Source organism: Rhizobium sp. TBD182 (genome assembly GCF_001950375.1).
Taxonomy (GTDB): domain Bacteria; phylum Pseudomonadota; class Alphaproteobacteria; order Rhizobiales; family Rhizobiaceae; genus Agrobacterium; species Agrobacterium tumefaciens.
The window spans coordinates 1514228-1536101 of record NZ_BDLN01000001.1 but is presented as its reverse complement, the minus strand read 5'-3'; the positions used below and the strand labels follow the sequence as shown (position 1 = coordinate 1536101).

Here is a 21874-nt window from a genome sequence, read left to right as displayed (position 1 = left end):
CTGGAAGAATGGAGTCCCTATCGCAGGGACTGTAATAAATCTGACATAAAACCGTTAAAGAGGCGTCATGGAACGTCTCTATTCGCATCCTCATCCCAATAAATGGTGGAGAGGATTTAGTAATGTTGAAGAAGATTTCCATGGCCGCAGTGGCGGTCAGCATTTCGGCAACGTCTTCCATGGCTGCGACCAACATCACCTGGTGGCACGGCATGGGCGGCCGTAACGGCGAAGTCATCAACGAAGTTTCGCAGAAGTTCAACGAAGCCCAGAAAGAATGCGCTCTGACGCCGGTTTCCAAGGGCTCATACGAAGAAGCGCTTGCAAGCGGCATCGCTGCTTTCCGTTCGGGCGAACAGCCGAACATTCTTCAGGTTTTCGATGCTGGCGCTGCCACCATCATCAACGCCAAGGGCGCTGTCATTCCTGCGGAAGACCTCATCAACAAGGCCGGTTACAAGTTCGACCGCGAAGCCTTCATCAACGGCGTCCGCTATTTCTACGCTGCCGCTGACGGCAAGTTCGTCGGCATGCCTTTCAACACTTCCGCGCCGATCATGTATGTCAACGACGAAGCCCTGAAGAAGGCCGGCGTCGAAGCTCCGAAGACCTGGGAAGATTTTGAAAAGGTCGCACCGAAGCTGAAGGAAGCCGGTTACATCCCGCTCGTCCAGTCGCAGCTCACCTGGCAGTTCACGGAGAACTTCTTCTCCCGCAACAACATCCAGTTCGCAACCAACAACAATGGTTACGACAGCGTCACCGAAACCAAGCTGAAGGTCACCGATCCGAACCTCGTCATGATGTTCGACAAGCTGAAGGACTGGAAAGACAAGGGTCTGTTCGCCTACTACGGCGCCGGCTGGAACGACAACCAGAAGCCCTTCGAAGAAGGCAAGGTTGCCCTCTGGATCGGTTCCTCGGGTTCGTTCGGTGGCCTGCAGAAGACGGCGTCCATGCCGTTCTCGGCAACCTTCCTTCCCTACTGGGGCTCCATCAAGGGCGCTGGCACCAACTCCTTCATCGGCGGCGCTGCCCTCTTTGCAATGTCGGGCAAGTCTGAAGCCGAAAACAAGTGCGTGGCTGACTTCTTCCAGTTCCTGACTTCGCCGGAAATCCAGGTCTTCTACCACAAGGCAACCGGTTACGTCGCTATCACCACGGCTGCTTACGAAAAGGCCAAGGCTGAAGGCTTCTACAAGGAAAAGCCTGCCGCCGAAGTCGGTATCCAGCAGCTGTCGCTGCCTTCAGGCGAATGGTCCAAGGGCTACCGCCTCGGTTTCTACCCGCAGATCCGCTCCATCATGGAACGCGAATACAACCGCATCTTCTCCGGCGAAGTAACGCCGAAGGACGCCTTCGACATCATCGAAAAGGAAGGCAACGATCTTCTCGCCCGTTTCGCTAAAACGGCTGGCTGATCTCCCTTTTTGAAACAACGATAGTTGTCGAGCCTCCTTTCCGCCGGAAAGGAGGCTCGCTCTTGGATTAAGGAGGCGCAAGCGTGGCCTATACATCGTCTCAACCGCGTCTGGCCCGGTTTCTATCCGGCCGGTCTGCAAAAACCGGAAAAACGGCGAAGGCCGCAGAAGCCAGCATGAAGCGCGTGCAGTTCTCCTCGTCCTACGTGCCCTATCTGTTTCTGGCGCCGCAACTGGCGGTGATTTTCATCTTCTTCTACTGGCCCTCCGTCCAGGCCGTGCAATCGTCGTTCTTTATCGAAGACCCTTTCGGGTTCGGTGCAACGTTCGTGGGCTTCGCCAATTATTCCGATGCTATCTTCAATCCGGAATATCTAAACATCGCCAAGTTCACGGTTGTCTTCACCGTGCTGGTTACTTTCTTTTCGCTGGCGCTCGGTCTTTTGCTTGCGGTCAAGGCCGATGCGGTCATTCGCGGCAGTTCCGCCTACAAGACGTTGCTGATCTCCGTTTACGCCATCGCGCCGCCGGTTGCGGGTCTCATCGGCATGATGTTTTTCGACCAGCATATCGGGCCTTTCGTCAAGATGGCTGCGTTTTTGGGCTGGGATATGAAGGTTGGCCTCAACTACTTCGATACAGCCTTCGCCATGATTGCCGTCGCGGTCTGGAAGCAGATCCCTTATAATTTCATTTTCTTCCTGTCCGGATTGCAGGGCGTATCCGTCGCCGTGCGCGAGGCTGCCGCCATCGATTGCCGATCAGGCGTGCGCCGGTTCTGGACGGTCATCATGCCGCTTCTGGCACCGACTGCCTTCTTCCTGCTGATCATCAACATCACCTATTCGCTGTTCGATACGTTCGGCATTATCGACGTGATGGTGAAGGACAAGGCCGCCAACAATCCGATTACGCTGGTCTACAAGGTCTTTCTCGACGGTTTCCGCGGCAATGACATCGGCGGTTCCTCTGCCCAGTCCGTCATCCTGATGCTGGTCGTCTTCGTTCTGACCATCATCCAGTTCCGCTTCATCGAAAAACGCATCCATTACAATTGAGGGAAAAGACAATGTACAAGACAAAACCCCTCGACCATCTGGTGCTGATCATTGGCGCACTGTTCCTGATATTGCCTGTCGTCGTGGCATTCATGACGTCCACTCATACGGCGGCGGAAATCCACCGCAGCGGCCTGACACTCGTTCCGGGCGACAATTTCGTCGGGACCTATGAAAAGGTCCTGACGCAGAAGGGCGGCTTTACCGGGCAGATCACCGGTCTCAACATGGTGCTCAACTCGCTGATCCTCGGCATCGGTTTTGCCGTCGGCAAGATCGTCCTGTCGATGATGGCAGCCTATGCGATCGTCTATTTCCGGTTCCGGTTTGCAACGCTTGCCTTCTGGATCATCTTCACCACCCTGCTTCTGCCGCTCGAAGTACGCATCATGCCGTCCTATGAGGTGATGAGCAAACTCGGCCTCTTGAACTCCTACACCGGTCTGATCGTGCCGCTTCTGGCGTCTGCGACGGGCACCTTCTATTTCCGGCAGTTCTTCAAATCCATTCCTGAAGAATTGCTGGAAGCTGCTCGCATAGACGGTGCGGGCCCGGTCAAGTTCTTCATTGATGTGATCATCCCGCTTTCCCGTACCATGATGGCGGCGATCTTCATCATCATGTTCGTTTACGGCTGGAACCAGTACCTCTGGCCCATGCTGATGACCACGGACGAGAGTTTCTTCACCCTGATGCGCGGCATCAAGTCGATCCTGCAAGTCTGGGTCGGTTCGCAAATCCCCGATTACAACGAAGCTTTCGCGCTTGCCGTTCTGGCCATGCTGCCGCCTGTGATGATCGTCGTGATCTTCCAGCGCTGGTTCATCAAGGGCCTGACCGAAAGCGACAAATAAGGAAACCGAAAATGGCCGCGATAGAAATCATTCAGGTCTGCAAGGATTATCATGGCGGCGTGCGTGCCGTGCATCACGTCGATATCGACATCAGGGACGGCGAGTTCATTGTTCTCGTCGGTCCCTCCGGCTGCGGCAAGTCCACGCTCCTGCGTATGGTCGCCGGACTTGAGGATATTTCCGAAGGCACGGTGAAGATCGGTGGCCGGGTGGTCAACCAGGTAGATCCGGCTGACCGGGATATCGCCATGGTGTTCCAGAACTATGCGCTCTATCCGCATATGTCGGTGCGCCAGAACCTGGAATACGGGTTGAAGAACCGCAAGACGCCGAAGGCGGAGATTGATGCGCGCGTGGCCGAGGCCGCCCGCATGCTCCAGCTCGAACCCTATCTGGAGCGCAAGCCGCGCGCCCTTTCCGGCGGCCAGCGTCAGCGAGTCGCCATGGGCCGCGCCATCGTGCGCAAACCGGCCGCCTTCCTGTTTGATGAGCCCCTGTCCAACCTTGATGCCAAACTGCGCGTTTCCATGCGCGGCGAGATCAAGCGCCTGCAAAAGCGCCTCGGCACCACTTCGATCTACGTCACGCACGATCAGCTGGAAGCCATGACGCTGGCAGATCGTCTGGTGGTGCTGAACGGCGGCCGCATCGAACAGATCGGCGCACCGCTTGAGGTCTATCACACCCCCGCTTCCACCTTTGTCGCGAGCTTCATCGGTTCTCCCGCCATGAACCTGCTGAGCGGCGAGTTGCATGGGGATAGCCTTGCCGTCGGGCCGTCGCTGATCGCGCTCAACGGTTTCGCCCCCACCTCCGGCCCGGTTACTGTGGGCATGCGGGCGGAAGATTTCCGCCTGGCGGCGGCAGGTGAGCCCGGTTTTTCGCTACGCGTCGAGTATATCGAGGAACTCGGCTCGCAGCGTCTTATCCACGGTATGATCGGCGACCAGAACCTGACCGTGGCGTTTTCGCCGGAGGTCGAGTTTCCGGCTACCTTGTCGGTCGCCATATCTCCGGACAAGCTGCACTTCTTCTCCAGCGAGACCGGCAAGCGCATAGCGGGCAAGGCGGAACAGGCTGTGGCGCAGCGCGTGCAGCTGGCAACGGCCTGAGTGGACGATAAGAAATCGGCGCGATGACTAAAATTGCGCCGATTGTCAAAACCGCTTCGTTACGATCCCGATGATAGAAGATCTCCAATATTTCACGGGGGTTTTCTAATATGCCTTTAAAGATGATGTTCGCGGCGGCTGCGACCATGGCCATCCGCACGGTGCCGATATTGCCGGCCTCTTTGCGCCGGTCAAAAGACGAGAGCGTGGTTAGCGCGTCCTGCACCGATTTGCGACTGCAGCCGGCCCCCATCAACCCCGACTGGATAATTTCCGGTGATCCTCAGGCGCGTGCGGCGGATCATTCCAGAAGCGGAGACCGCGCCTCCAGCACAGCCATGTGGGATTGTACGGCGGGCGAGTTCCGCTGGTTCTTCGGTTGGGACGAGACGGTCTATATCCTTGAGGGTGAGGTGCATGTGACGGCGGAAGACGGCACAGTCAGTATCCTGCGGGTGGGTGACGTCGCTTATTTCCGCGCGGGAACATGGGCCACCTGGCGGGTGGATGAGTATGTCCGCAAGGTTGCCTTCATGCGCCGCCCTTTCCCCACGGCGCTGGCTCTGGCCTACCGGGTCAAGAACAAGCTGTTTGCCGGTCGTTCCTACAAGCTGGCGGCCTGAACTAGTAAAACACTCCGTCAGGTGGGGCTCTGCGCAGCGCCACCTGCGGAATTGTGAAGGTTCAATAAAACTCACAAAAAGCACCCCTCGCAGCAGTTGCGTTTGAATGGTCGCTGCCCTACATCTTCAGGGTTTTCTGAAGCATTTCCGGGTCTCTTCCGGTCCTGCGGGGAATCGCGAACAGACGAGGCAATGGGCACGGCGGAACCGCGAAGCGTCCGCATGCTGCAAGAGGAAAATGCGCATGGCGAAGATCAAGAACGTCGCGATCCAGATGGATCATGTCTCCGGCATCAATATCGCCGGCGACTCCACCTTCGCCATGAGCCTTGAGGCGCAGGCACGTGGATACCGGCTGTTTCACTATACCCCCGAACGCCTCTCCATGCGGGATGGCAAGATCTACGCGACCGTCGAACAGATGGAACTGCGCGATATCAAGGGCGACCATTTTTCGCTCTCGGAGCCGGAGCGGGTCGATCTCTCGACCATGGATGTCATTCATCTGCGACAGGATCCGCCATTCGACATGGCCTACATCACATCGACCCATTTACTCGAGCGCATTCATCCCAAAACGCTTGTTGTCAACGATCCCGCCTGGGTCCGCAACTCGCCGGAAAAGATTTTCGTCACCGAATTCGCCGATCTGATGCCGAAGACGCTGATCACCAAGGATGTCTCTGAAATCGCCCGCTTCCGCAATGAAATGGGCGATATCATCCTCAAGCCGCTTTATGGCAATGGTGGTGCAGGCGTCTTCCATTCCGCGCGGGACGACCGCAATTTCTCATCGCTGCTGGAAATGTTCGGCCAGATGTTCCGCGAACCCTATATCGCCCAGGAATACTTGCCGGATGTTCGCAAGGGCGACAAGCGTATCCTTCTGGTGGATGGCGAGCCCGTGGGCGCGATCAACCGCGTGCCGGCGGAAAATGATGCCCGCTCCAACATGCATGCCGGCGGCCGCCCGGAGCCAACGGAACTCACCGCGCGTGAGAGGGAAATCTGCCGCCGCATCGGCCCCGCCCTGCGCGAGCGCGGTTTCCTGTTCGTTGGCATCGATGTGATCGGCGATTACCTCACGGAAATCAACGTCACCTCACCGACAGGCATTCGTGAAGTGCAGAAATTCGGCGGTGCCGATGTGGCAAGCCTGTTGTGGGATGCGATCGAGAAAAAGCGCGAAGCACAGGATTTCTGAGGCAATTTCCTCGCCACCTGCGTTTGTTCCGCGTGCACAACTCTATACAACTGAAATACACCGTTCGCGCGAAATTGTTCGCTTAATGTTCTTGTTTTATTCTTTGCTCTGTGGCAGGTTACTTGAGAGTGGCCGCCATCGGGGCATAATGCTTTGATGTTGTGGCCGGTTTGCGGGGGCAGGCCATGGTGGCACGGGTCAATACGGTTGCATTTCAGGGAATTGAGGGTGTGCCGGTCGAGGTGCAGGTGATGGTCGCACCCGGAAAAGTCGGCATCCAGATCGTCGGCCTGCCGGACAAGGCGGTGGCGGAAAGCCGGGAGCGTGTGCAGGCCGCGCTCCACGCCTCCGGTCTGGCGCTGCCGGCAAAAAAAGTCACGGTCAATCTGGCGCCTGCGGATTTGCCCAAGGAAGGATCGCATTTCGATCTTCCGATCGCTTTGGGTCTCATGGCCGCTTTGGGAGCGATACCGGCGGAAGCGCTCGGGCGATATGTGGTTCTCGGCGAACTCAATCTCGATGGCACCATCGGCACGGTTTCGGGCGCTCTGCCCGCGGCCATCGGTGCCAATGCGCTCGGGAAGGGTTTGATTTGCCCGGCTGATAGCGGGCCGGAAGCAGCCTGGGCCGGGGCTGGCATCGATATTCTCGCCCCACGCAGCCTTATTGCGCTTGCCAACCATTTTCGCGGCACCCAGCTTCTCTCCCGCCCGATGCCCGCCATCCGTGCTAATCCGGTCAATTTGCCGGATCTGGCCGATATCAAGGGGCAGGAGACGGCCCGGCGCGCGTTGGAGGTGGCAGCTGCCGGTGGCCATAATCTGCTGATGGTTGGCCCGCCCGGCTCCGGTAAATCCATGCTCGCTGCGCGCTTGCCCTCAATTCTGCCGCCTCTCGAGGCTGCGGAATTGCTGGAAGTGTCCATGGTCCATTCCATCGCCGGCCAATTGTCCGGCGGCAAGCTGTCGGACCGCAGACCGTTTCGCACGCCACACCATTCCGCCACCATGGCCGCGCTGATCGGCGGAGGGCTGCGTGCCAAGCCGGGTGAGGCTTCACTTGCCCACCACGGCGTTCTTTTCCTCGATGAGTTCCCGGAATTTGCGCCTCAGGTGCTGGATGCGCTGCGCCAGCCGCTGGAAACGGGCGAATGCATCATCGCCCGTGCCAATCACCGCGTCACCTATCCGGCGGAAATCCAGCTTGTCGCTGCGATGAACCCCTGCCGGTGCGGCAGAGCGGGGGAGCCGGGTTTCACCTGCGCCAGAGGCCCACGTTGCATGACAGATTATCAGGCCCGCATTTCCGGCCCGCTGATGGATCGCATCGATATCCGCATCGACGTTCCTGCCGTCTCCGCCACTGACCTCATCCGTCCCATGACTGCCGAACCGAGTTCGGTGGTGGCCGCCCGTGTCGCTCGCGCCCGCCTTGCGCAGCAGGAGCGTTATGCGGCGGCGGGCTCTTCAGGCATTCGCACCAACGCTCGTTGCACGACAACGCTGATCGAAAAATATGCGGAGCCCGATGCTTCCGGGCTGCAATTGCTGCGCGATGCTGCCGAACAGTTGAAGTTCTCCGCACGCGGTTATCATCGCATTCTCAAGGTCGCCCGCACATTGGCTGATTTGGACGGCAAACAAACTGTCGGACGTATACATGTGGCCGAAGCCATTTCATACCGCATTGCCGGTGAAAGACTGACGGCGGCGGCATAAGAGGCCTTCCTTCGCCCTTTACCGGCTAAAACAATTGTGCCGCTGGCGGATGGCCGGCGGCACAATCGGTCATTGCCGTCAGGCGCGCGTTTGCGGCCTGACCGAAGAGGAACGGCTTAAAGCCCAAGCCCTTCGAAAAGAGCGGTCGAAAGGTAACGTTCCGCGAAGGAGGGAATGATGACGACGATATTCTTGCCGGCATTTTCCTCACGTGCGCCGACCTTGATTGCCGCTGCGAGTGCCGCGCCCGAGGAGATGCCGACGGGTACGCCTTCCAGCCTCGCCACCAGACGGGCGATTTCAAAAGCGTCGTCATTGGTCACGGTGACGATTTCGTCATAGATTCCAGTGTCGAGGATCGCGGGTGCAAAACCGGCGCCGATGCCCTGGATCTTGTGCGGACCGGGGTTGCCACCGGAAAGAACCGGGCTGTCGGCTGGCTCGACGGCAATGACCTTCACCTCCGGCTTGCGGGATTTCAGCACCTGGCCCGTACCGGTGATCGTGCCACCCGTGCCGATGCCCGAAACAAAAATATCGACAGCACCCTCGGTGTCGTTCCAGATTTCTTCGGCCGTCGTCTTGCGATGAATATCCGGGTTTGCCGGGTTTTCGAACTGCTGCGGAATAATCGCGTCTGGCAGGGTTTCGGCCAGTTCCTGTGCCTTGGCGATGGCGCCCTTCATGCCCTTCGGGCCTTCGGTCAACACCAGTTCCGCGCCCAGCAAGGCGAGCATTTTCCGGCGTTCGACCGACATCGTTTCCGGCATGGTCAAGATCAGCTTGTAACCCTTGGCGGCGGCGGCAAAGGCTAGCGCAATGCCCGTGTTGCCGGAGGTCGGTTCAACCAGCGTCGTTTTGCCGGGGGTGATCTTGCCTTGGGCTTCCAGCGCTTCGATCATGGCAACGCCAATGCGGTCTTTGACGGAGGCGATGGGGTTGAAGAACTCCAGCTTGGCGAGAAGATTGGCCTTCACGCCCTTTTCCCTCGCCAGCTTGTCCAGCCGCACGATCGGCGTATCGCCGATTGTTTCGGTGATGGAGGAATAGACGCGTCCGCGTCCGGGCTTTCTGGCTTCGGGCATGATGCTCTCCTGTATGAAGGCCACACGATGTGTGGCCGCAAGATTTTAGCGGCAGAATAGGAGCAATAGTCTTGTCAGGCCAGCGAACGTTCGTCCTAATATCATCTGATTACCGGAAAAAATTCACGATAAATCAGGCAAATGCACGAAATCGTTTCAGGTGCTGCGGATCGCGATCATGGTCGCCGTTCCCGCCAGAATTCCCGCCGCGGTGCGGTTGAGGATCGTCAACGCACTTGGCCGTTTCAGGAGGTTGCGCGCCTTGGCAGCAAGCAGGATGTAAGGCAGGAGAACCGCCATCAATACGACGAAGGTCAGCGCCAGAAGTGTCGCATATTCCGATGGGCCGATCATGCGGATGTCGATCAGCGTCGGCACTAGCGCCACATAAAACAGCATGGTTTTTGGATTACCCAGCGTGATCAGCAGGCCGGACAGAAACGACATGGGAATGCTGGTGCTTTTTTTCGCCTTCAGGTCCTGCGGCAAGAGGCCGGCGGTCCAGAGCTTCCATGCGATATAGAGAAGATAGGCTGCGCCGGCAAACTTCAGGACCATGAAGGCCTCCTGAAAAGTCTGCGCCACGAAGGCGAGGCCGAGGATCACGCCGGTCAGGTAGATCATGTCGCCCAGCACCAGCCCGAGGCCCATGAAGAAGGTTTCCCGAAACCCCGATCCAAGCGCCCGCGCCACGATCGCTGTCATGCCGGGGCCGGGAATGGCAGCGGCGATGAAGAGTGCGGTGGCATAGGCAAGAAGGGTCGTCAGCGTCATGGTCATTTTCCCCGAAAATCCGCCAGATCAATAGCGAAAATCAGGGGTGAAAACAATCGCCCATAAAGGGGGCTGGTCAAAGCCCCGTGGAGCCGAAACCACCGGCACCGCGTGCCGTCTCGGATGTTTCGGTCACTTCGCTGACTGTCACCTGCGTAACTGGTGCAATCACCATCTGTGCGATGCGCATGCCGCGCTCGATGACAAAATCGGCCTGCCCCAGATTGGCGAGAATGACCTTCACTTCGCCGCGATAGTCGCTGTCCACCGTGCCGGGGGAATTGAGGCAGGTGATGCCGTTCTTGATGGCGAGGCCGGAGCGCGGACGGATTTGCGCCTCATAGCCTTGCGGAACCTCGAAGACGAAACCGGTCGGCACCAGCGCCCGTTCGCCCGGCTGCAAAGTCAGCGGTTCATCGGCCGGCACTGCGGCGCGCAGGTCCATTCCGGCGGCGCCACGGGTTTCATAGGAAGGCAATTCGAGGTCTGCGCCATTGGCGAGACGCACAAGCCGGAGGAGGGGTCGATTATCATTTTGAACGGTCATGCGGCATTAGTTTGCCGAGATCGCGGCAAGGTCAATTGCAAATGCGGGCCTGAAACGCTAGATACCCCGCAATTCCACAGGATTTGTCAGATGGCCGAAACACTTGCCGAGGCGGTCTCCCGCCGCCGCACCTTTGCTATTATTGCGCACCCGGACGCGGGTAAGACCACGCTTACGGAAAAACTGCTGCTGTTCGGCGGAGCGATCCAGCTTGCCGGTGAGGTGAAGGCGAAGAAGGATCGCATCCAGACCCGTTCGGACTGGATGAAGATCGAGCGCGAGCGCGGCATTTCGGTCGTCACTTCGGTCATGACCTTCGAATATAACGACCGCGTCTTCAACATCCTCGATACGCCCGGCCACGAAGACTTTGCCGATGACACCTACCGCACGCTGACGGCGGTGGATGCGGCGATCATGGTCATCGATGCCGCCAAGGGTATCGAGCCGCGCACGCTGAAGCTTTTCGAAGTTTGCCGCATGCGCGATATTCCGATCATCACCTTCATCAACAAGATGGACCGCGAAAGCCGCGATCCCTTCGAGATTCTGGATGAGGTCGAGGAAAAGCTTGCGCTCGATACCGCGCCGATCACCTGGCCGGTCGGCCGGGCGAAGAGCTTCTGTGGCGCTTACAATCTTGCTGAAAACACCTTTCGTGGCAACGACACGCAGGTGGATGGCCTTTCGGTCAACGGCCCTCAGGCTGTCGCCGATCGTCTGCCGGAAAATGAGCGCAAGGTCTTTATCGAGGAAACGGAACTGGCTCTGGAAGCCTGCCGCCCCTTCGACCGTCAGGCGTTCCTGGAAGGTCACATGACGCCGGTATTCTTCGGTTCGGCGCTGCGCAATTTCGGTGTGCGCGACCTCATCAATGCGCTGGGTGATTTCGCCCCGCCGCCGCGCGATCAGGTGGCGGATACCCGCACCGTGCATGCGGCGGAAGACAAGATGACGGCCTTCGTGTTCAAGATTCAGGCCAATATGGATCCCAACCATCGCGACCGCATCGCCTTTGCCCGCATCTGCTCCGGCAAGCTGGAGCGCGGCATGAAGGCGCGGCTGTCGCGCACCGGCAAGCTCATGGGGCTGACCGCACCGCAATTCTTCTTCGCGTCACAGCGCCAGCTGGCCGATACCGCCTTTGCGGGCGATGTGGTCGGCATTCCCAACCACGGCACGCTGCGCATCGGTGATACGCTGACCGAGGGTGAAAACCTCGTATTCCAGGGCGTGCCGAACTTCTCGCCGGAAATTCTGCGCCGCGTGCGCTTGGAAGACGCGATGAAGGCGAAGAAGCTGAAGGAAGCTTTGCAGCAGATGGCGGAAGAAGGTGTCGTGCAGCTCTTTTCGCCAGAAGACGGCTCGCCCGCCATCGTCGGCGTTGTCGGCGCGCTGCAGCTCGATGTGTTGAAGGAACGGTTGATGGGCGAATATGGCCTGCCGGTCTCGTTTGAAATGTCTCGCTTTTCCGTCTGCCGCTGGATCTCGTCCGATCAGCCGGCGGAAATGGACAAGTTCCTCAACGTCAAGCGCGGCGATATCGCCCGCGATCTGGATGGCGATCCGGTGTTTCTGGCGCAGGATGCCTTCTCGCTGCGGTATGAATCCGAGCGGTTTCCGGCGATCAAGATGGTCGCGATCAAGGAATATCACGTTGCCAAGGCGGCGTGATATCAGCCGGATTGCACTTTGAATGCCAAGGGCTTAGTTTCCCGGTTAAACGGGAAACTGGTCCGGCATCATGACGCTTTCAGGCAAACATATTCTCCTCATCATCTCCGGCGGCATCGCGGCCTATAAGAGCCTCGACCTCATCCGCCGTCTGAAAGAGCGCGGCGCGAAGGTGACGCCAGTCATGACGAAGGGCGCACAGGAATTCGTCACTCCGCTTGCTGTTGGCGCACTGTCCGCCACCCACGTCTTCACCGAGCTTTTTTCGAGGCAGGACGAGCAGGATGTCGGGCATATCCGGCTCGCACGCGAATGCGACCTCGTGCTGGTCGCGCCCGCCACCGCTGATCTGATGGCGAAGATGGCGAATGGTCTGGCTGATGATCTTGCCTCCACGATCCTTCTGGCGACCGATCGGAAGGTGCTGGTCGCACCTGCCATGAACCCGAAAATGTGGTCGGCAAAGCCAACGGCGCGCAATGTCGAAACGCTAAAAAAAGACGGCGTGTTTTTCATCGGCCCTATGGCAGGCGAAATGGCGGAAAAGGGCGAGGCTGGTCTTGGTCGTATGGCGGAGCCTTTGCAGATCGTCCAAGGCGTCGAGGCTTTGCTGGATGGCGGGCCGAAGCCTTTAAAAGGCAGAACGGCGATCGTTACCTCCGGCCCCACCCATGAGCCGATCGATCCGGTGCGTTACATCGCCAACCGCTCCTCCGGCAAGCAGGGCCATGCCATCGCAGCTGCGCTTGCGGAATTGGGTGCGGAGGTAACGCTGGTCTCGGGTCCCGTCACGATTGCCGATCCGGCGGGCGTTGCAACGGTCCATGTCGAGCGTGCCGAGGAGATGCGCGATGCGGTGATTTCAAGGCTGCCGGTGGATATCGCCGTTATGGTTGCCGCTGTCGCCGACTGGCGGGTGGCGGGTTCTTCGGAGCAGAAGATCAAAAAGCAGCCGGGCGATGCCCCGCCTGCGCTGCAACTTATGGAAAACCCCGATATTCTCAAAACCGTCGGCCACCACGAAAAGCGCCCGAAGCTGGTGGTGGGTTTCGCCGCCGAGACGCAGGATGTCGAGAAAAACGGCCGGGCCAAACTGGAGCGCAAGGGAGCGGATTATATCGTTGCCAATGATGTTTCGGCGGAAACCGGCATCATGGGCGGAGACCGCAACAGCGTGAAGATCATTTCGAATGAGGGTATCGATGCCTGGCCTGATATGGACAAGGCCGAAGTCGCCAAACGTCTGGCGGCCCTTATCGCGGAGAAACTCGCATGAGCCTTTTCGATCGCAAGACATTCGACAGGGTGCTCGGAGAATGGCCGGGCGTCCGTTTTGTCGATCAGTGGGATTCCCACGTTGCCAAGGTCGGAGACAAGATCTTTTCCGTTTTGGGTGAACGTGACGACTGGCGGCTTGTGGTGAAATGTTCGGAGGAAAGCTTCGAAATCCTCACCTCGCTGGAAGGCATCCATCAGGCACCTTATTTCGCCAAGCGCAAATGGATATCGATCTCCGATCATTCACCGCTGGAGCAAGAGGAGCTGGAACACTATGTCCGCCGCTCCTATGAACTCGTTGCCGCAGGGCTGACGAAGAAGCTGCGGGTCGAACTGGGAGTTCTCCCGGCCTGACGGCGGCATTGTCGCCAATCCCTTCAATTTTCTTTCGTGTTTCGCCCGATGATCTGGCGAACCCCTTCTTTAGTGAAAGGCTGAAAAAGCTGTGGCAGAAAGCCCTTTGCGATTTCTCCCTTGATGCCGATGTTGGTCGAGGAAGGGCGATCGGGATTGAAATAGCTGCCGAACAACTGGTCGAAAATGACAAGGTTCTCGCCATAATTGGTATTTCCCTCAGGCAGCTCTTTGGAGTGGTGCCAACGGTGCAGCCGGGGCGTACTGAACACGTAGTCCAGAGGCCCGGTTTTCATATCCACATTGCAATGGGTCAGAATGCCGATGAAGGCGGTCACAGCCGCGAGCCACCAGAGCACCTGCAACGGCGCGCCCATGAGATAAAGCGGAATCTGGCTGAGCGCGATCTTGAACAGCGAGTCGGCCACATGAAAACGGCCCGTATTGACGACCCAAAGGCGGACAACGCTGTGATGAAGCGCGTGAAAACGCCAGAAGAACACCGTTTCATGGGCGATACGGTGCGCCCAGTAGAGACCGAATTCAGCGATCATTAGGGCGAGCGTGACCTGAACAACCATCGGCAACTGAGAAGGCCACAGGTCGAATTTCATGGCCGCCAAAGGTTGCAGAAAAATGGCGGTCAGCATTGGAAAGAGCACCGCTGCCGTGGCAGCAAGCTGAACAAGCCCCTTGGTCAAGAGCGTGTGGGCGATATTGTTGACGGTTTCACCATCAGATTGAAGCCATTCCGTCTCATAGGGAATGTAACGCTCAAGAAGAAACAGGCTGGCCACCGCACCCGCGTAGACGGCGAGGAATGTGGCGATTGGATGCTCACTCGAAAAAGCGAAATAAGCCCCGGTAAGACCGAGAAAAAACACCATGGGCCACGAGCAATAGGTAAGGACCCGTTTTACGGCTTCATTTTTTGCCATCAATCTCAATTCCCGTCCGGCAATCATTTAACTTTCAATCAAGATCAGGTCATTATCCTCGATATGTTGCAGCAGCATGGTACGCATCCATCGAACTGGAAGACCGGCGATTTTCGGTTCAAAAGTGTGCCGCACCGGCGTGAGCGCCGAGTTTGAGTATCGTTTAGCTGATCCTGATCGCGATATAGAGAAGCGTGAGCGCAATCACCCAGAGCGCCGCCCGGCCCCATTTGGTGTGGCGCGCTTCCGCCTTGCCGATCGCTTCCGCCGTCTGGGCGTCGAAACGCAGGCCGTTCTCGCTCATATACACCAGGTCGGAATGCAGCTTCTCCGTCTTGGCAGCGATCTCGGGTGCCGCTTCCGCAAGCTTGAGAGCCGCCTTCACGCCGTCCTTCAGATCGGTGACAATGCGTTTCGGGCCAAGATTGTCCCTTATCCAGCCGCTGACGACCGGATCGGCCGCTTTCCACATGTTGAAACGCGGATTGAGCATGCGGGATACGCCTTCCACCACCACCATGGTCTTTTGCAGCATCACCAGTTCCGGGCGCGTTTCCATGTCGAAGAGCTCGGTAACTTCGAACAGCAGCGTCAGCAACTTGCCCATGGAGATCGTCTCGGCCGGCTGGCCGTGGATCGGTTCGCCGATGGCGCGGATCGCCTGCGCAAAGCTGGCTTTATCGTGATGGCCCGGCACATAACCGGCCTCGAAATGCACTTCCGCGACGCGCATATAATCGCGGGTGATGAAGCCGTAGAGGATTTCGGCAAGGAACCTGCGTTCTTTTTTGCCCAGCCGCCCGGCAATGCCCATATCCACGGCTACGATCATGCCCTGCGGATCGACAAAGAGATTGCCGGGGTGCATGTCGGCATGGAAAAAGCCGTCGCGCAACGTGTGCCGCAGGAAGGACTGGATGAGGGTATCAGCCAGCTTGTTCAGATCGTGGCCGGCAGCCTTCAGCCCCTCAATATCCGACATCTTGACGCCGTCGATCCATTCCATGGTGACGACATCGCGGCCGGTGCGTTCCCAATCTACCTCCGGAACGCGGAATCCGGGGTCTTCTTTGGTATTTTCGGCAAGTTCGGAAAGGGCGGCGGCCTCAAGCCGCAGATCCATCTCGATCTTGGTTGTCTGTTCCAGCGTGCGAGTGACTTCCACCGGCCGCAGGCGGCGGGCAGAGCGGACGAAACGCTGTTGCAGGTCGGCGATCAGATACATCGCCTCCAGATCGTTCTGGAAGCGCTGGCGAACGCCGGGGCGAATGACCTTGACGGCGACCTTGCGCGGCCCTTTCGGCGTATCCACTATCGCCGGGTGAACCTGGGCGATGGAAGCGGCGGCGATCGGATCGCCAAACTCCCTGTAGAGTTCCGAAACAGACCGCCCGAGCGAACCTTCGATGTTAGCCTTGGCCGCGGCTGCGGGGAAAAATGCCATGCGGTCCTGCAGGCTCGCAAGATCGTCGGCGAAGTCGGCGCCGACCACATCCGGCCTTGTGGCCAGAAACTGTCCCATCTTCACATAGGACGGGCCAAGCCGCTCGACAGCTACCGCTAGCCGGTCGCTACGCTGCGCCCGCTTGGCCTTGCTGCGGGCGAATGGCTTCAGCAATGCCTTCATCACTTGCGCGGAGGCAGGAAGGTCATCGGATGGCAAGGCCAGCACGACGCCTTCGCGCACGAGAACCCAGCCAACCCTTGCGAGGCGGAAATATGCGCCCAAAGTGCTCATGCTTATGCTTGTCTCCTGCTTTTGCCGGGCATGGTCTTAAAGCTTCCAGCCGGAATGCAGGGCGGCGATACCGCCGGTGTAATTTGTATAGGTCACGCGCGAAAAGCCGGCGGAGCGGATCATCGTCGCGAAATCCTCCTGATTGGGGAATTTGCGGATAGACTCGACCAGATATTGATAGGGCTCGGCATCCCCGGTGATCATCTTGCCGAATTGCGGAATGGCGTTGAACGACCATGCATCATAGACGCGGTCGAGTAGCGGCATTTCCACCTCGGAAAATTCCAGCACCAGCAGTCGCCCGCCACGTTTCAGCACGCGGTAGGCTTCTTTCAGCGCAACGTCGATGCGCGGTACGTTGCGAATGCCGAAGGCGACCGTATAGGCGTCGAAGCTGTTCGCCTCGAAGGGCAGCTCCTCGGCATTGGCTTCAACGAAGGTCAGATTGTCGGAGAGCTTTCGTTTTGCCGCGCGCTCCTCGCCAACGGCAAGCATCGAGCCGTTGATATCGAGAACGGTGGCATGCGCCAGACGGTTGGAGGCTTCCACGATGCGGAAAGCGATATCGCCGGTGCCACCAGCTACGTCAAGCACCTTGTAAGAGGCATCCTTGCGTGGTGAAAGCGAGGACACCATGGCGTCCTTCCACAGCCGGTGCAGGCCGGCCGACATCACGTCGTTCATAATGTCGTAGCGCTTGGCCACCTTGTGGAAGACATCGTTGACCAGCCCCTGCTTTTTGCCTTCGTCCACTTTGTGGAAGCCATAGGACGTTTCCATGCCGCCTTGGGCAGTGGTACGGGCGTCGGTCATCGTCTGTCTCCATATTAATTGCGTGGCGGACCATAGCGGAAACGCCATGGCGACGCTATCTGTTGCCGCATCGCCTGGGCGCGACATTTCGCGTGCATTGTATAGACCACATGGTCCTAACGATAAACTGCCGGATAAGCCAGATGCCAGAATTGCCAGAAGTCGAAACCGTTAGACGCGGCCTCGCGCCCACCATGGAAGGGGCAAGAATCCGCAAGCTCCATCTTGGCCGTCCCGATCTGCGCTTTCCGTTCCCGGAGGACTTCGCGCGCCTGATCGAGGGCAGGACGATCATATCGCTCGGGCGCAGGGCGAAGTATCTCTTGATAGAGCTGGAAGACGGGCTGACGATCGTTGCCCATCTTGGAATGTCCGGCTCGTTCCGTATCGAGGCGGCGGCGGATGAGGCAGGAAATAGGAACGCGCCCGGCGCGTTTCATTATGCCCGCTCGAAGGACGGCAAGCACGATCATGTCGTCTTTCATCTGGATAAGGGCGAAGAGCGCATCTGCGTCATCTATAATGACCCGCGCCGCTTCGGCTTCATGCATCTGGTGGAGCGCAACAAGCTCGACCTCTACCCCGCTTTTGCGGAGCTGGGACCGGAACCGACCGGCAACGCGCTGAGCGCGGATTATCTCGCGAGCCGGTTCCAGGGTAAAAGCCAGCCGTTAAAAAGCACGCTGCTGGACCAGAAGGTCATTGCGGGCCTTGGCAATATCTATGTCTGTGAGGCGCTGTGGCGTGCCCATCTCTCGCCTTTGCGGGCGGCGGGAACGCTGGTGACCAAAACCGGAGAGCCGAAGCCGCAGCTCATCAATCTCACGGAGAAGATCCGGGACGTGATCGCGGACGCAATCGCCGCCGGCGGCTCTTCCCTGCGCGACCATATACAGACGGACGGAACGCTCGGTTATTTCCAGCATTCCTTTTCAGTCTACGATCAGGAAGGCCAGCCTTGCCGTACACCCGGCTGCGGGGGTACGGTTGAAAGGATAGTGCAGGCCGGTCGTTCGACCTTTTATTGCGCGGCCTGCCAGAAGTAGCTGAGGCGGAATAATGGCGAGGGAGACTGCCGTGGATTATGAAACGATACTGGTCGAGAAGCGCGACGAGGTGGGCGTCATCACGCTCAACCGGCCCAAGGCGCTCAACGCCCTCAATTCGGTGCTTCTGAAGGAGCTGCGGCACATTCTCTCCTCGTTCTCTGCTGACGATTCCATCGGCGCGATCATTATAACGGGTTCGGAAAAGGCGTTTGCCGCTGGCGCGGACATCAAGGAAATGCAGGGGCTGGATTTTGTCGATGCCTATGTCGGCGACTTTCTCGGCGGCTGGGACGAGGTCGCATCGACCCGCAAGCCGGTTATTGCCGCAGTCTCCGGCTTTGCGCTGGGCGGCGGGTGTGAACTGGCAATGATGTGCGATTTCATCATCGCTTCGGACACGGCGAAATTCGGCCAGCCGGAAATCACGCTTGGCGTCATTCCCGGCATGGGCGGCTCGCAACGGCTGACGCGGGCGGTGGGCAAGGCGAAGGCGATGGATCTGGTTCTGACCGGCCGCATGATGGATGCGGCCGAGGCAGAGCGCGCCGGCCTCGTTTCGCGGATCGTCCCCGCGGCAAATCTCATGGATGAGGCGGTGGATGCTGCCACGCGCATCGCCTCGCTGTCTCGCGCTTCCGTTCTCATGGCCAAGGAAAGCGTCAATCGCTCCTTCGAGGTTCCTCTTTCGGAAGGGCTGAGATATGAAAGGCGATCCTTTCAGTCGCTCTTTGCAACAGCGGATCAGAAGGAGGGCATGGCGGCCTTCGTTGAAAAGCGCAAACCCGCTTTCCGGAATCGCTAAGGATTCGGAATATCGGCGTTTTCCGCCATTTGCGCGTTGACGGGCGTACGCTTTAGCGGTATATGCCCGCCCACGGTTAAGGAAAGCCATCCGGCTTGTCCGAAATTACTCCCGCATTCTTGGGTTAAGTGAGGTCTTCGAACGACCCGATCCTCTGGTTGCGGAATTTGGTTTGAATTCGAAGAGAGGCATACATGGCCAATACAACTTCGGCGAAAAAGGCGACCCGCAAGATCGCTCGCCGTACCGCAGTCAACAAGGCTCGCCGTTCGCGCGTTCGCGGCTTCATCCGCAAGGTCGAGGAAGCTATCGCTTCGGGCGATCTGGCAGTAGCCACCGAAGCTCTGAAGGCAGCTCAGCCTGAGATCCAGCGCGCAGCGACGCGTGGCGTTCTGCATGGCAACACGGCATCCCGTAAGGTGTCGCGTCTTGCCCAGCGCGTTAAGGCTCTTTCCGCCTAATCCGGCTAATCACAATTAACTATTCAAAAAGCCTGGTCTTTTGACCGGGCTTTTTGTGATTCTAACCCTACGTTAATCATTCCTGCCGTAACGTGACAAACGCGTGTCAGATGAGCGACAAGAAAAACTGAATAAAAACAATGGATTGCCGGAGGTCTCCCGAAAAATGGGAAGCTTTCTCTACGGAAGTCGCAGCCAGTTTTGAGTCAAGAAGATTTTTATTTTTTTGCCAAAACGGGCTATCGAAAAATGCCAAAATTGAATCTCATTGATTCATAAGCGATTCTGCTTCGGACCTTGCCGGTGATGCAAAACGACCATTGCGAGTCAATGGTCGATCTGAGTTTTTGCAGAAAAAACGCCATTGATCTCTCCCCACGATCCTGCCTAAATGCATTTCAACAAGGGGTGCGGATCTCAGTCCACAGATTATCTCGATGATCGTATCGACGATATTCACCTTCTTGCTGGCGGGCCTTTCGAGGTCCGTTTTCTCAGGTCATTGAGCTTTTTGTGCCGTTTCGGTCTCGGAACGGGCTGGAGCTTTTTGTCCTTAAGAATGCGCCTTACAGTTGTAGCGAAAGGAGCGTTTTTAGCGTGTCGCAGGCCTCTCCATGAAGGGGAGGGAAATGGGATAACCGGCTCGCAAACAAGTAGTAGTCTTTGACACTCTTTCGAGGGGAGTGCTGGAGGCGGGAAATAATACGAGGGGGATCTCTGGCGATCGTTTTTTGATCGTCAGGCTATGATTGGCAATTTGAAAGGCGGCAATATGCAATTGAATTTGGCGATGGGTGCGGTGGCCGATGGGGACCGCGCACCACAGGCTCGTGATGCAGCTTGCTCAGAAGCGGCAGGGGATAAATCGGCAATGAAGCACGATGCGCTGTTTGAACGTTTTAGCGCGCGGCTGAAGGCACAGGTTGGTCCCGAGGTCTATGCAAGCTGGTTTGCACGGCTCAAACTCCACACCGTTTCGAAAAGCGTCGTCCGTTTTACCGTTCCGACGACCTTTCTGAAGTCCTGGATCAACAACCGTTATATGGATCTGATCACCAGTCTCGTCCAAAGCGAGGATCCGGACGTGCTGAAGGTGGAAATTCTTGTCCGCTCCGCCAGCCGCCCGGCCCGCCCCGCGCAGGTCGAGGAACGGGTGCAGCCCGTTCAGGACATGGGCGTGGTTGCGCGCAACAAGTCCTTCATTCCGTCGCAGCCGGCGACAGCACCTTCTGCACAGCCTGCGGCGGCGCAGGCGACGCTGCGGCAGGGTAGCTCCGGGCCGCTGTTCGGTTCGCCGCTCGATACACGTTTCACCTTTGACACTTTTGTCGAGGGCTCGTCCAACCGCGTCGCGCTTGCGGCGGCAAAGACGATCGCTGAAGCGGGTGCCGGTGCTGTGCGCTTCAATCCGCTGTTCATTCATGCGGGTGTCGGGCTTGGCAAGACACACCTTCTGCAGGCGATTGCCAATGCCGCCATCGACAGTCCGCGCAACCCGCGTGTGGTCTATCTGACGGCCGAATACTTCATGTGGCGTTTTGCGACCGCGATCCGCGACAATGATGCGCTGACGCTGAAGGACACCCTGCGAAATATCGACCTTCTTGTCATCGACGACATGCAGTTCCTGCAGGGCAAGATGATCCAGCACGAATTCTGCCACCTGTTGAACATGCTGCTCGACAGCGCCAAGCAGGTAGTCGTGGCCGCTGACCGCGCGCCGTGGGAGCTGGAATCGCTTGATCCGCGTGTCCGTTCGCGCCTTCAGGGTGGCATGGCTATCGAGATCGAAGGTCCCGATTACGACATGCGCTACGAAATGCTCAACCGTCGCATGGGTTCTGCGCGTCAGGACGATCCGTCTTTCGAGATTTCGGACGAAATACTGACCCATGTGGCCAAAAGCGTGACAGCGAGCGGACGCGAGCTTGAAGGCGCCTTCAACCAGCTGATGTTCCGACGCTCTTTCGAGCCGAACCTCTCGGTTGACCGTGTCGATGAGTTGCTGTCGCACCTCGTCGGCAGTGGGGAGGCCAAGCGCGTCCGTATCGAGGATATTCAGCGCATCGTCGCCAGGCATTATAATGTGTCGCGGCAGGAGCTGGTTTCCAACCGTCGCACCCGCGTCATCGTCAAGCCGCGCCAGATCGCCATGTATCTGGCCAAGATGCTGACACCGCGCTCATTTCCCGAGATCGGTCGCCGTTTCGGCGGTCGCGACCACACCACGGTTCTTCACGCGGTGCGCAAGATCGAGGATCTGATTTCCGGCGACACCAAGCTCGGCCACGAGGTTGAGCTGCTGAAGCGCCTTATCAACGAAAACAACGCATGAAAAAAGCGGCCTTCGGGCCGCTTTTTTATTGGTTTC

The 21874-nt window shown here is 58.2% G+C and carries 20 protein-coding genes; 14 read left to right on the top strand and 6 right to left on the bottom strand.

The window, feature by feature from the left end; translation table 11 throughout:
* The first annotated feature begins 122 nt into the window (after window positions 1-122).
* The 7 genes from T18_RS07675 (at window position 123) to T18_RS07645 (ending at window position 7990) form a co-directional block, all read left to right on the top strand.
* Entirely contained in the window at window positions 123-1421 is a 1299-nt protein-coding gene (locus T18_RS07675) for an extracellular solute-binding protein (RefSeq protein WP_038489612.1), read from the top strand.
* Between the two features lie 83 nt (window positions 1422-1504).
* Window positions 1505-2479, top strand: a complete 975-nt coding sequence (locus T18_RS07670; RefSeq protein ID WP_173865416.1) for an ABC transporter permease subunit — start codon at window positions 1505-1507, stop codon at window positions 2477-2479.
* An 11-nt stretch (window positions 2480-2490) separates the two neighbouring features.
* Window positions 2491-3333 carry a sn-glycerol-3-phosphate ABC transporter permease UgpE gene (ugpE, locus tag T18_RS07665; RefSeq protein ID WP_003514715.1) on the top strand — a complete coding sequence of 281 codons (843 nt, stop codon included), beginning with the start codon at window positions 2491-2493 and terminating at the stop codon, window positions 3331-3333.
* 11 nt (window positions 3334-3344) lie between these two features.
* Window positions 3345-4445, top strand: a complete 1101-nt coding sequence (locus T18_RS07660) for a sn-glycerol-3-phosphate import ATP-binding protein UgpC (protein ID WP_038489619.1) — start codon at window positions 3345-3347, stop codon at window positions 4443-4445.
* A gap of 110 nt (window positions 4446-4555) precedes the next feature.
* The gene (locus T18_RS07655) at window positions 4556-5068 is read left to right on the top strand and encodes a cupin domain-containing protein (RefSeq protein ID WP_038489622.1); all 513 of its coding nucleotides are present in this window, start codon (window positions 4556-4558) and stop codon (window positions 5066-5068) included.
* Between the two features lie 244 nt (window positions 5069-5312).
* Complete coding sequence (gene gshB / locus T18_RS07650; protein WP_038489624.1) at window positions 5313-6272, top strand: glutathione synthase; 960 nt, start codon at window positions 5313-5315, stop codon at window positions 6270-6272.
* Window positions 6273-6457: 185 nt separating this feature from the next.
* The gene (locus T18_RS07645) at window positions 6458-7990 is read left to right on the top strand and encodes a YifB family Mg chelatase-like AAA ATPase (RefSeq protein WP_038492654.1); all 1533 of its coding nucleotides are present in this window, start codon (window positions 6458-6460) and stop codon (window positions 7988-7990) included.
* Between the two features lie 116 nt (window positions 7991-8106).
* Here T18_RS07645 and cysK read toward each other — a convergent pair whose 3' ends face one another.
* From cysK to dut, 3 genes are all read right to left on the bottom strand, one after another.
* Window positions 8107-9075, bottom strand: a complete 969-nt coding sequence (gene cysK, locus T18_RS07640; protein WP_038489629.1) for a cysteine synthase A — start codon at window positions 9073-9075, stop codon at window positions 8107-8109.
* Between the two features lie 156 nt (window positions 9076-9231).
* Complete coding sequence (locus tag T18_RS07635; protein WP_019564444.1) at window positions 9232-9849, bottom strand: LysE family translocator; 618 nt, start codon at window positions 9847-9849, stop codon at window positions 9232-9234.
* A 76-nt stretch (window positions 9850-9925) separates the two neighbouring features.
* A complete protein-coding gene (dut, locus tag T18_RS07630; RefSeq protein ID WP_038489632.1) occupies window positions 9926-10396 on the bottom strand; it encodes a dUTP diphosphatase in 471 nt (156 codons plus the stop codon).
* 90 nt (window positions 10397-10486) lie between these two features.
* Between dut and T18_RS07625 the strand changes: the two genes are divergently transcribed.
* The 3 genes from T18_RS07625 to T18_RS07615 all read left to right on the top strand — a co-directional run bounded on the left by T18_RS07625 (window position 10487) and on the right by T18_RS07615 (window position 13702).
* Entirely contained in the window at window positions 10487-12070 is a 1584-nt protein-coding gene (locus tag T18_RS07625) for a peptide chain release factor 3 (RefSeq protein WP_003514729.1), read from the top strand.
* A gap of 70 nt (window positions 12071-12140) precedes the next feature.
* Entirely contained in the window at window positions 12141-13346 is a 1206-nt protein-coding gene (gene coaBC / locus T18_RS07620; protein WP_038489634.1) for a bifunctional phosphopantothenoylcysteine decarboxylase/phosphopantothenate--cysteine ligase CoaBC, read from the top strand.
* The gene (locus tag T18_RS07615) at window positions 13343-13702 is read left to right on the top strand and encodes an MmcQ/YjbR family DNA-binding protein (RefSeq protein ID WP_038489636.1); all 360 of its coding nucleotides are present in this window, start codon (window positions 13343-13345) and stop codon (window positions 13700-13702) included. The genes coaBC and T18_RS07615 overlap by 4 nt, the downstream gene beginning before the upstream one ends.
* 23 nt (window positions 13703-13725) lie before the next feature.
* On the opposite strand, the gene T18_RS07610 is transcribed toward T18_RS07615, so the two are convergent.
* The 3 genes from T18_RS07610 to ubiE form a co-directional block, all read right to left on the bottom strand.
* A complete protein-coding gene (locus T18_RS07610) occupies window positions 13726-14640 on the bottom strand; it encodes a sterol desaturase family protein (protein ID WP_038492657.1) in 915 nt (304 codons plus the stop codon).
* Between the two features lie 163 nt (window positions 14641-14803).
* Window positions 14804-16378: a 2-polyprenylphenol 6-hydroxylase gene (gene ubiB / locus T18_RS07605; RefSeq protein WP_019564439.1), complete on the bottom strand. Its 1575-nt coding sequence runs from the start codon at window positions 16376-16378 to the stop codon at window positions 14804-14806.
* A 36-nt stretch (window positions 16379-16414) separates the two neighbouring features.
* Window positions 16415-17191 carry a bifunctional demethylmenaquinone methyltransferase/2-methoxy-6-polyprenyl-1,4-benzoquinol methylase UbiE gene (gene ubiE / locus T18_RS07600; protein ID WP_038489640.1) on the bottom strand — a complete coding sequence of 259 codons (777 nt, stop codon included), beginning with the start codon at window positions 17189-17191 and terminating at the stop codon, window positions 16415-16417.
* A 143-nt stretch (window positions 17192-17334) separates the two neighbouring features.
* On the opposite strand from ubiE, the gene mutM reads away from it, so the two are divergent.
* The 4 genes from mutM to dnaA all read left to right on the top strand — a co-directional run bounded on the left by mutM (window position 17335) and on the right by dnaA (window position 21838).
* Window positions 17335-18237 carry a bifunctional DNA-formamidopyrimidine glycosylase/DNA-(apurinic or apyrimidinic site) lyase gene (gene mutM, locus T18_RS07595; protein WP_038489643.1) on the top strand — a complete coding sequence of 301 codons (903 nt, stop codon included), beginning with the start codon at window positions 17335-17337 and terminating at the stop codon, window positions 18235-18237.
* A 31-nt stretch (window positions 18238-18268) separates the two neighbouring features.
* Window positions 18269-19042, top strand: coding sequence for an enoyl-CoA hydratase (locus T18_RS07590; protein WP_003514743.1), 774 nt, complete (start codon window positions 18269-18271; stop codon window positions 19040-19042).
* A gap of 194 nt (window positions 19043-19236) precedes the next feature.
* Window positions 19237-19503: a 30S ribosomal protein S20 gene (gene rpsT / locus T18_RS07585; protein ID WP_003493474.1), complete on the top strand. Its 267-nt coding sequence runs from the start codon at window positions 19237-19239 to the stop codon at window positions 19501-19503.
* Window positions 19504-20374: 871 nt separating this feature from the next.
* Window positions 20375-21838: a chromosomal replication initiator protein DnaA gene (gene dnaA, locus T18_RS07580; protein WP_233284928.1), complete on the top strand. Its 1464-nt coding sequence runs from the start codon at window positions 20375-20377 to the stop codon at window positions 21836-21838.
* Window positions 21839-21874 lie beyond the last annotated feature (36 nt).

Excerpts from the sequence above, each read along its gene's own strand:
- T18_RS07675 (WP_038489612.1), top strand. The coding sequence starts at position 123 with ATGTTGAAGAAGATTTCCATGGCCGCAGTGGCGGTCAGCATTTCGGCA.
- ugpE (WP_003514715.1), top strand. The coding sequence starts at position 2,491 with ATGTACAAGACAAAACCCCTCGACCATCTGGTGCTGATCATTGGCGCA.
- T18_RS07660 (WP_038489619.1), top strand. The coding sequence starts at position 3,345 with ATGGCCGCGATAGAAATCATTCAGGTCTGCAAGGATTATCATGGCGGC.
- T18_RS07655 (WP_038489622.1), top strand. The coding sequence starts at position 4,556 with ATGCCTTTAAAGATGATGTTCGCGGCGGCTGCGACCATGGCCATCCGC.
- gshB (WP_038489624.1), top strand. The coding sequence starts at position 5,313 with ATGGCGAAGATCAAGAACGTCGCGATCCAGATGGATCATGTCTCCGGC.
- T18_RS07645 (WP_038492654.1), top strand. The coding sequence starts at position 6,458 with ATGGTGGCACGGGTCAATACGGTTGCATTTCAGGGAATTGAGGGTGTG.
- cysK (WP_038489629.1), bottom strand. The coding sequence starts at position 9,075 with ATGCCCGAAGCCAGAAAGCCCGGACGCGGACGCGTCTATTCCTCCATC.
- T18_RS07635 (WP_019564444.1), bottom strand. The coding sequence starts at position 9,849 with ATGACGCTGACGACCCTTCTTGCCTATGCCACCGCACTCTTCATCGCC.
- dut (WP_038489632.1), bottom strand. The coding sequence starts at position 10,396 with ATGACCGTTCAAAATGATAATCGACCCCTCCTCCGGCTTGTGCGTCTC.
- T18_RS07625 (WP_003514729.1), top strand. The coding sequence starts at position 10,487 with ATGGCCGAAACACTTGCCGAGGCGGTCTCCCGCCGCCGCACCTTTGCT.
- coaBC (WP_038489634.1), top strand. The coding sequence starts at position 12,141 with ATGACGCTTTCAGGCAAACATATTCTCCTCATCATCTCCGGCGGCATC.
- T18_RS07615 (WP_038489636.1), top strand. The coding sequence starts at position 13,343 with ATGAGCCTTTTCGATCGCAAGACATTCGACAGGGTGCTCGGAGAATGG.
- T18_RS07610 (WP_038492657.1), bottom strand. The coding sequence starts at position 14,640 with ATGGCAAAAAATGAAGCCGTAAAACGGGTCCTTACCTATTGCTCGTGG.
- ubiB (WP_019564439.1), bottom strand. The coding sequence starts at position 16,378 with ATGAGCACTTTGGGCGCATATTTCCGCCTCGCAAGGGTTGGCTGGGTT.
- ubiE (WP_038489640.1), bottom strand. The coding sequence starts at position 17,191 with ATGACCGACGCCCGTACCACTGCCCAAGGCGGCATGGAAACGTCCTAT.
- mutM (WP_038489643.1), top strand. The coding sequence starts at position 17,335 with ATGCCAGAATTGCCAGAAGTCGAAACCGTTAGACGCGGCCTCGCGCCC.
- rpsT (WP_003493474.1), top strand. The coding sequence starts at position 19,237 with ATGGCCAATACAACTTCGGCGAAAAAGGCGACCCGCAAGATCGCTCGC.
- dnaA (WP_233284928.1), top strand. The coding sequence starts at position 20,375 with ATGAAGCACGATGCGCTGTTTGAACGTTTTAGCGCGCGGCTGAAGGCA.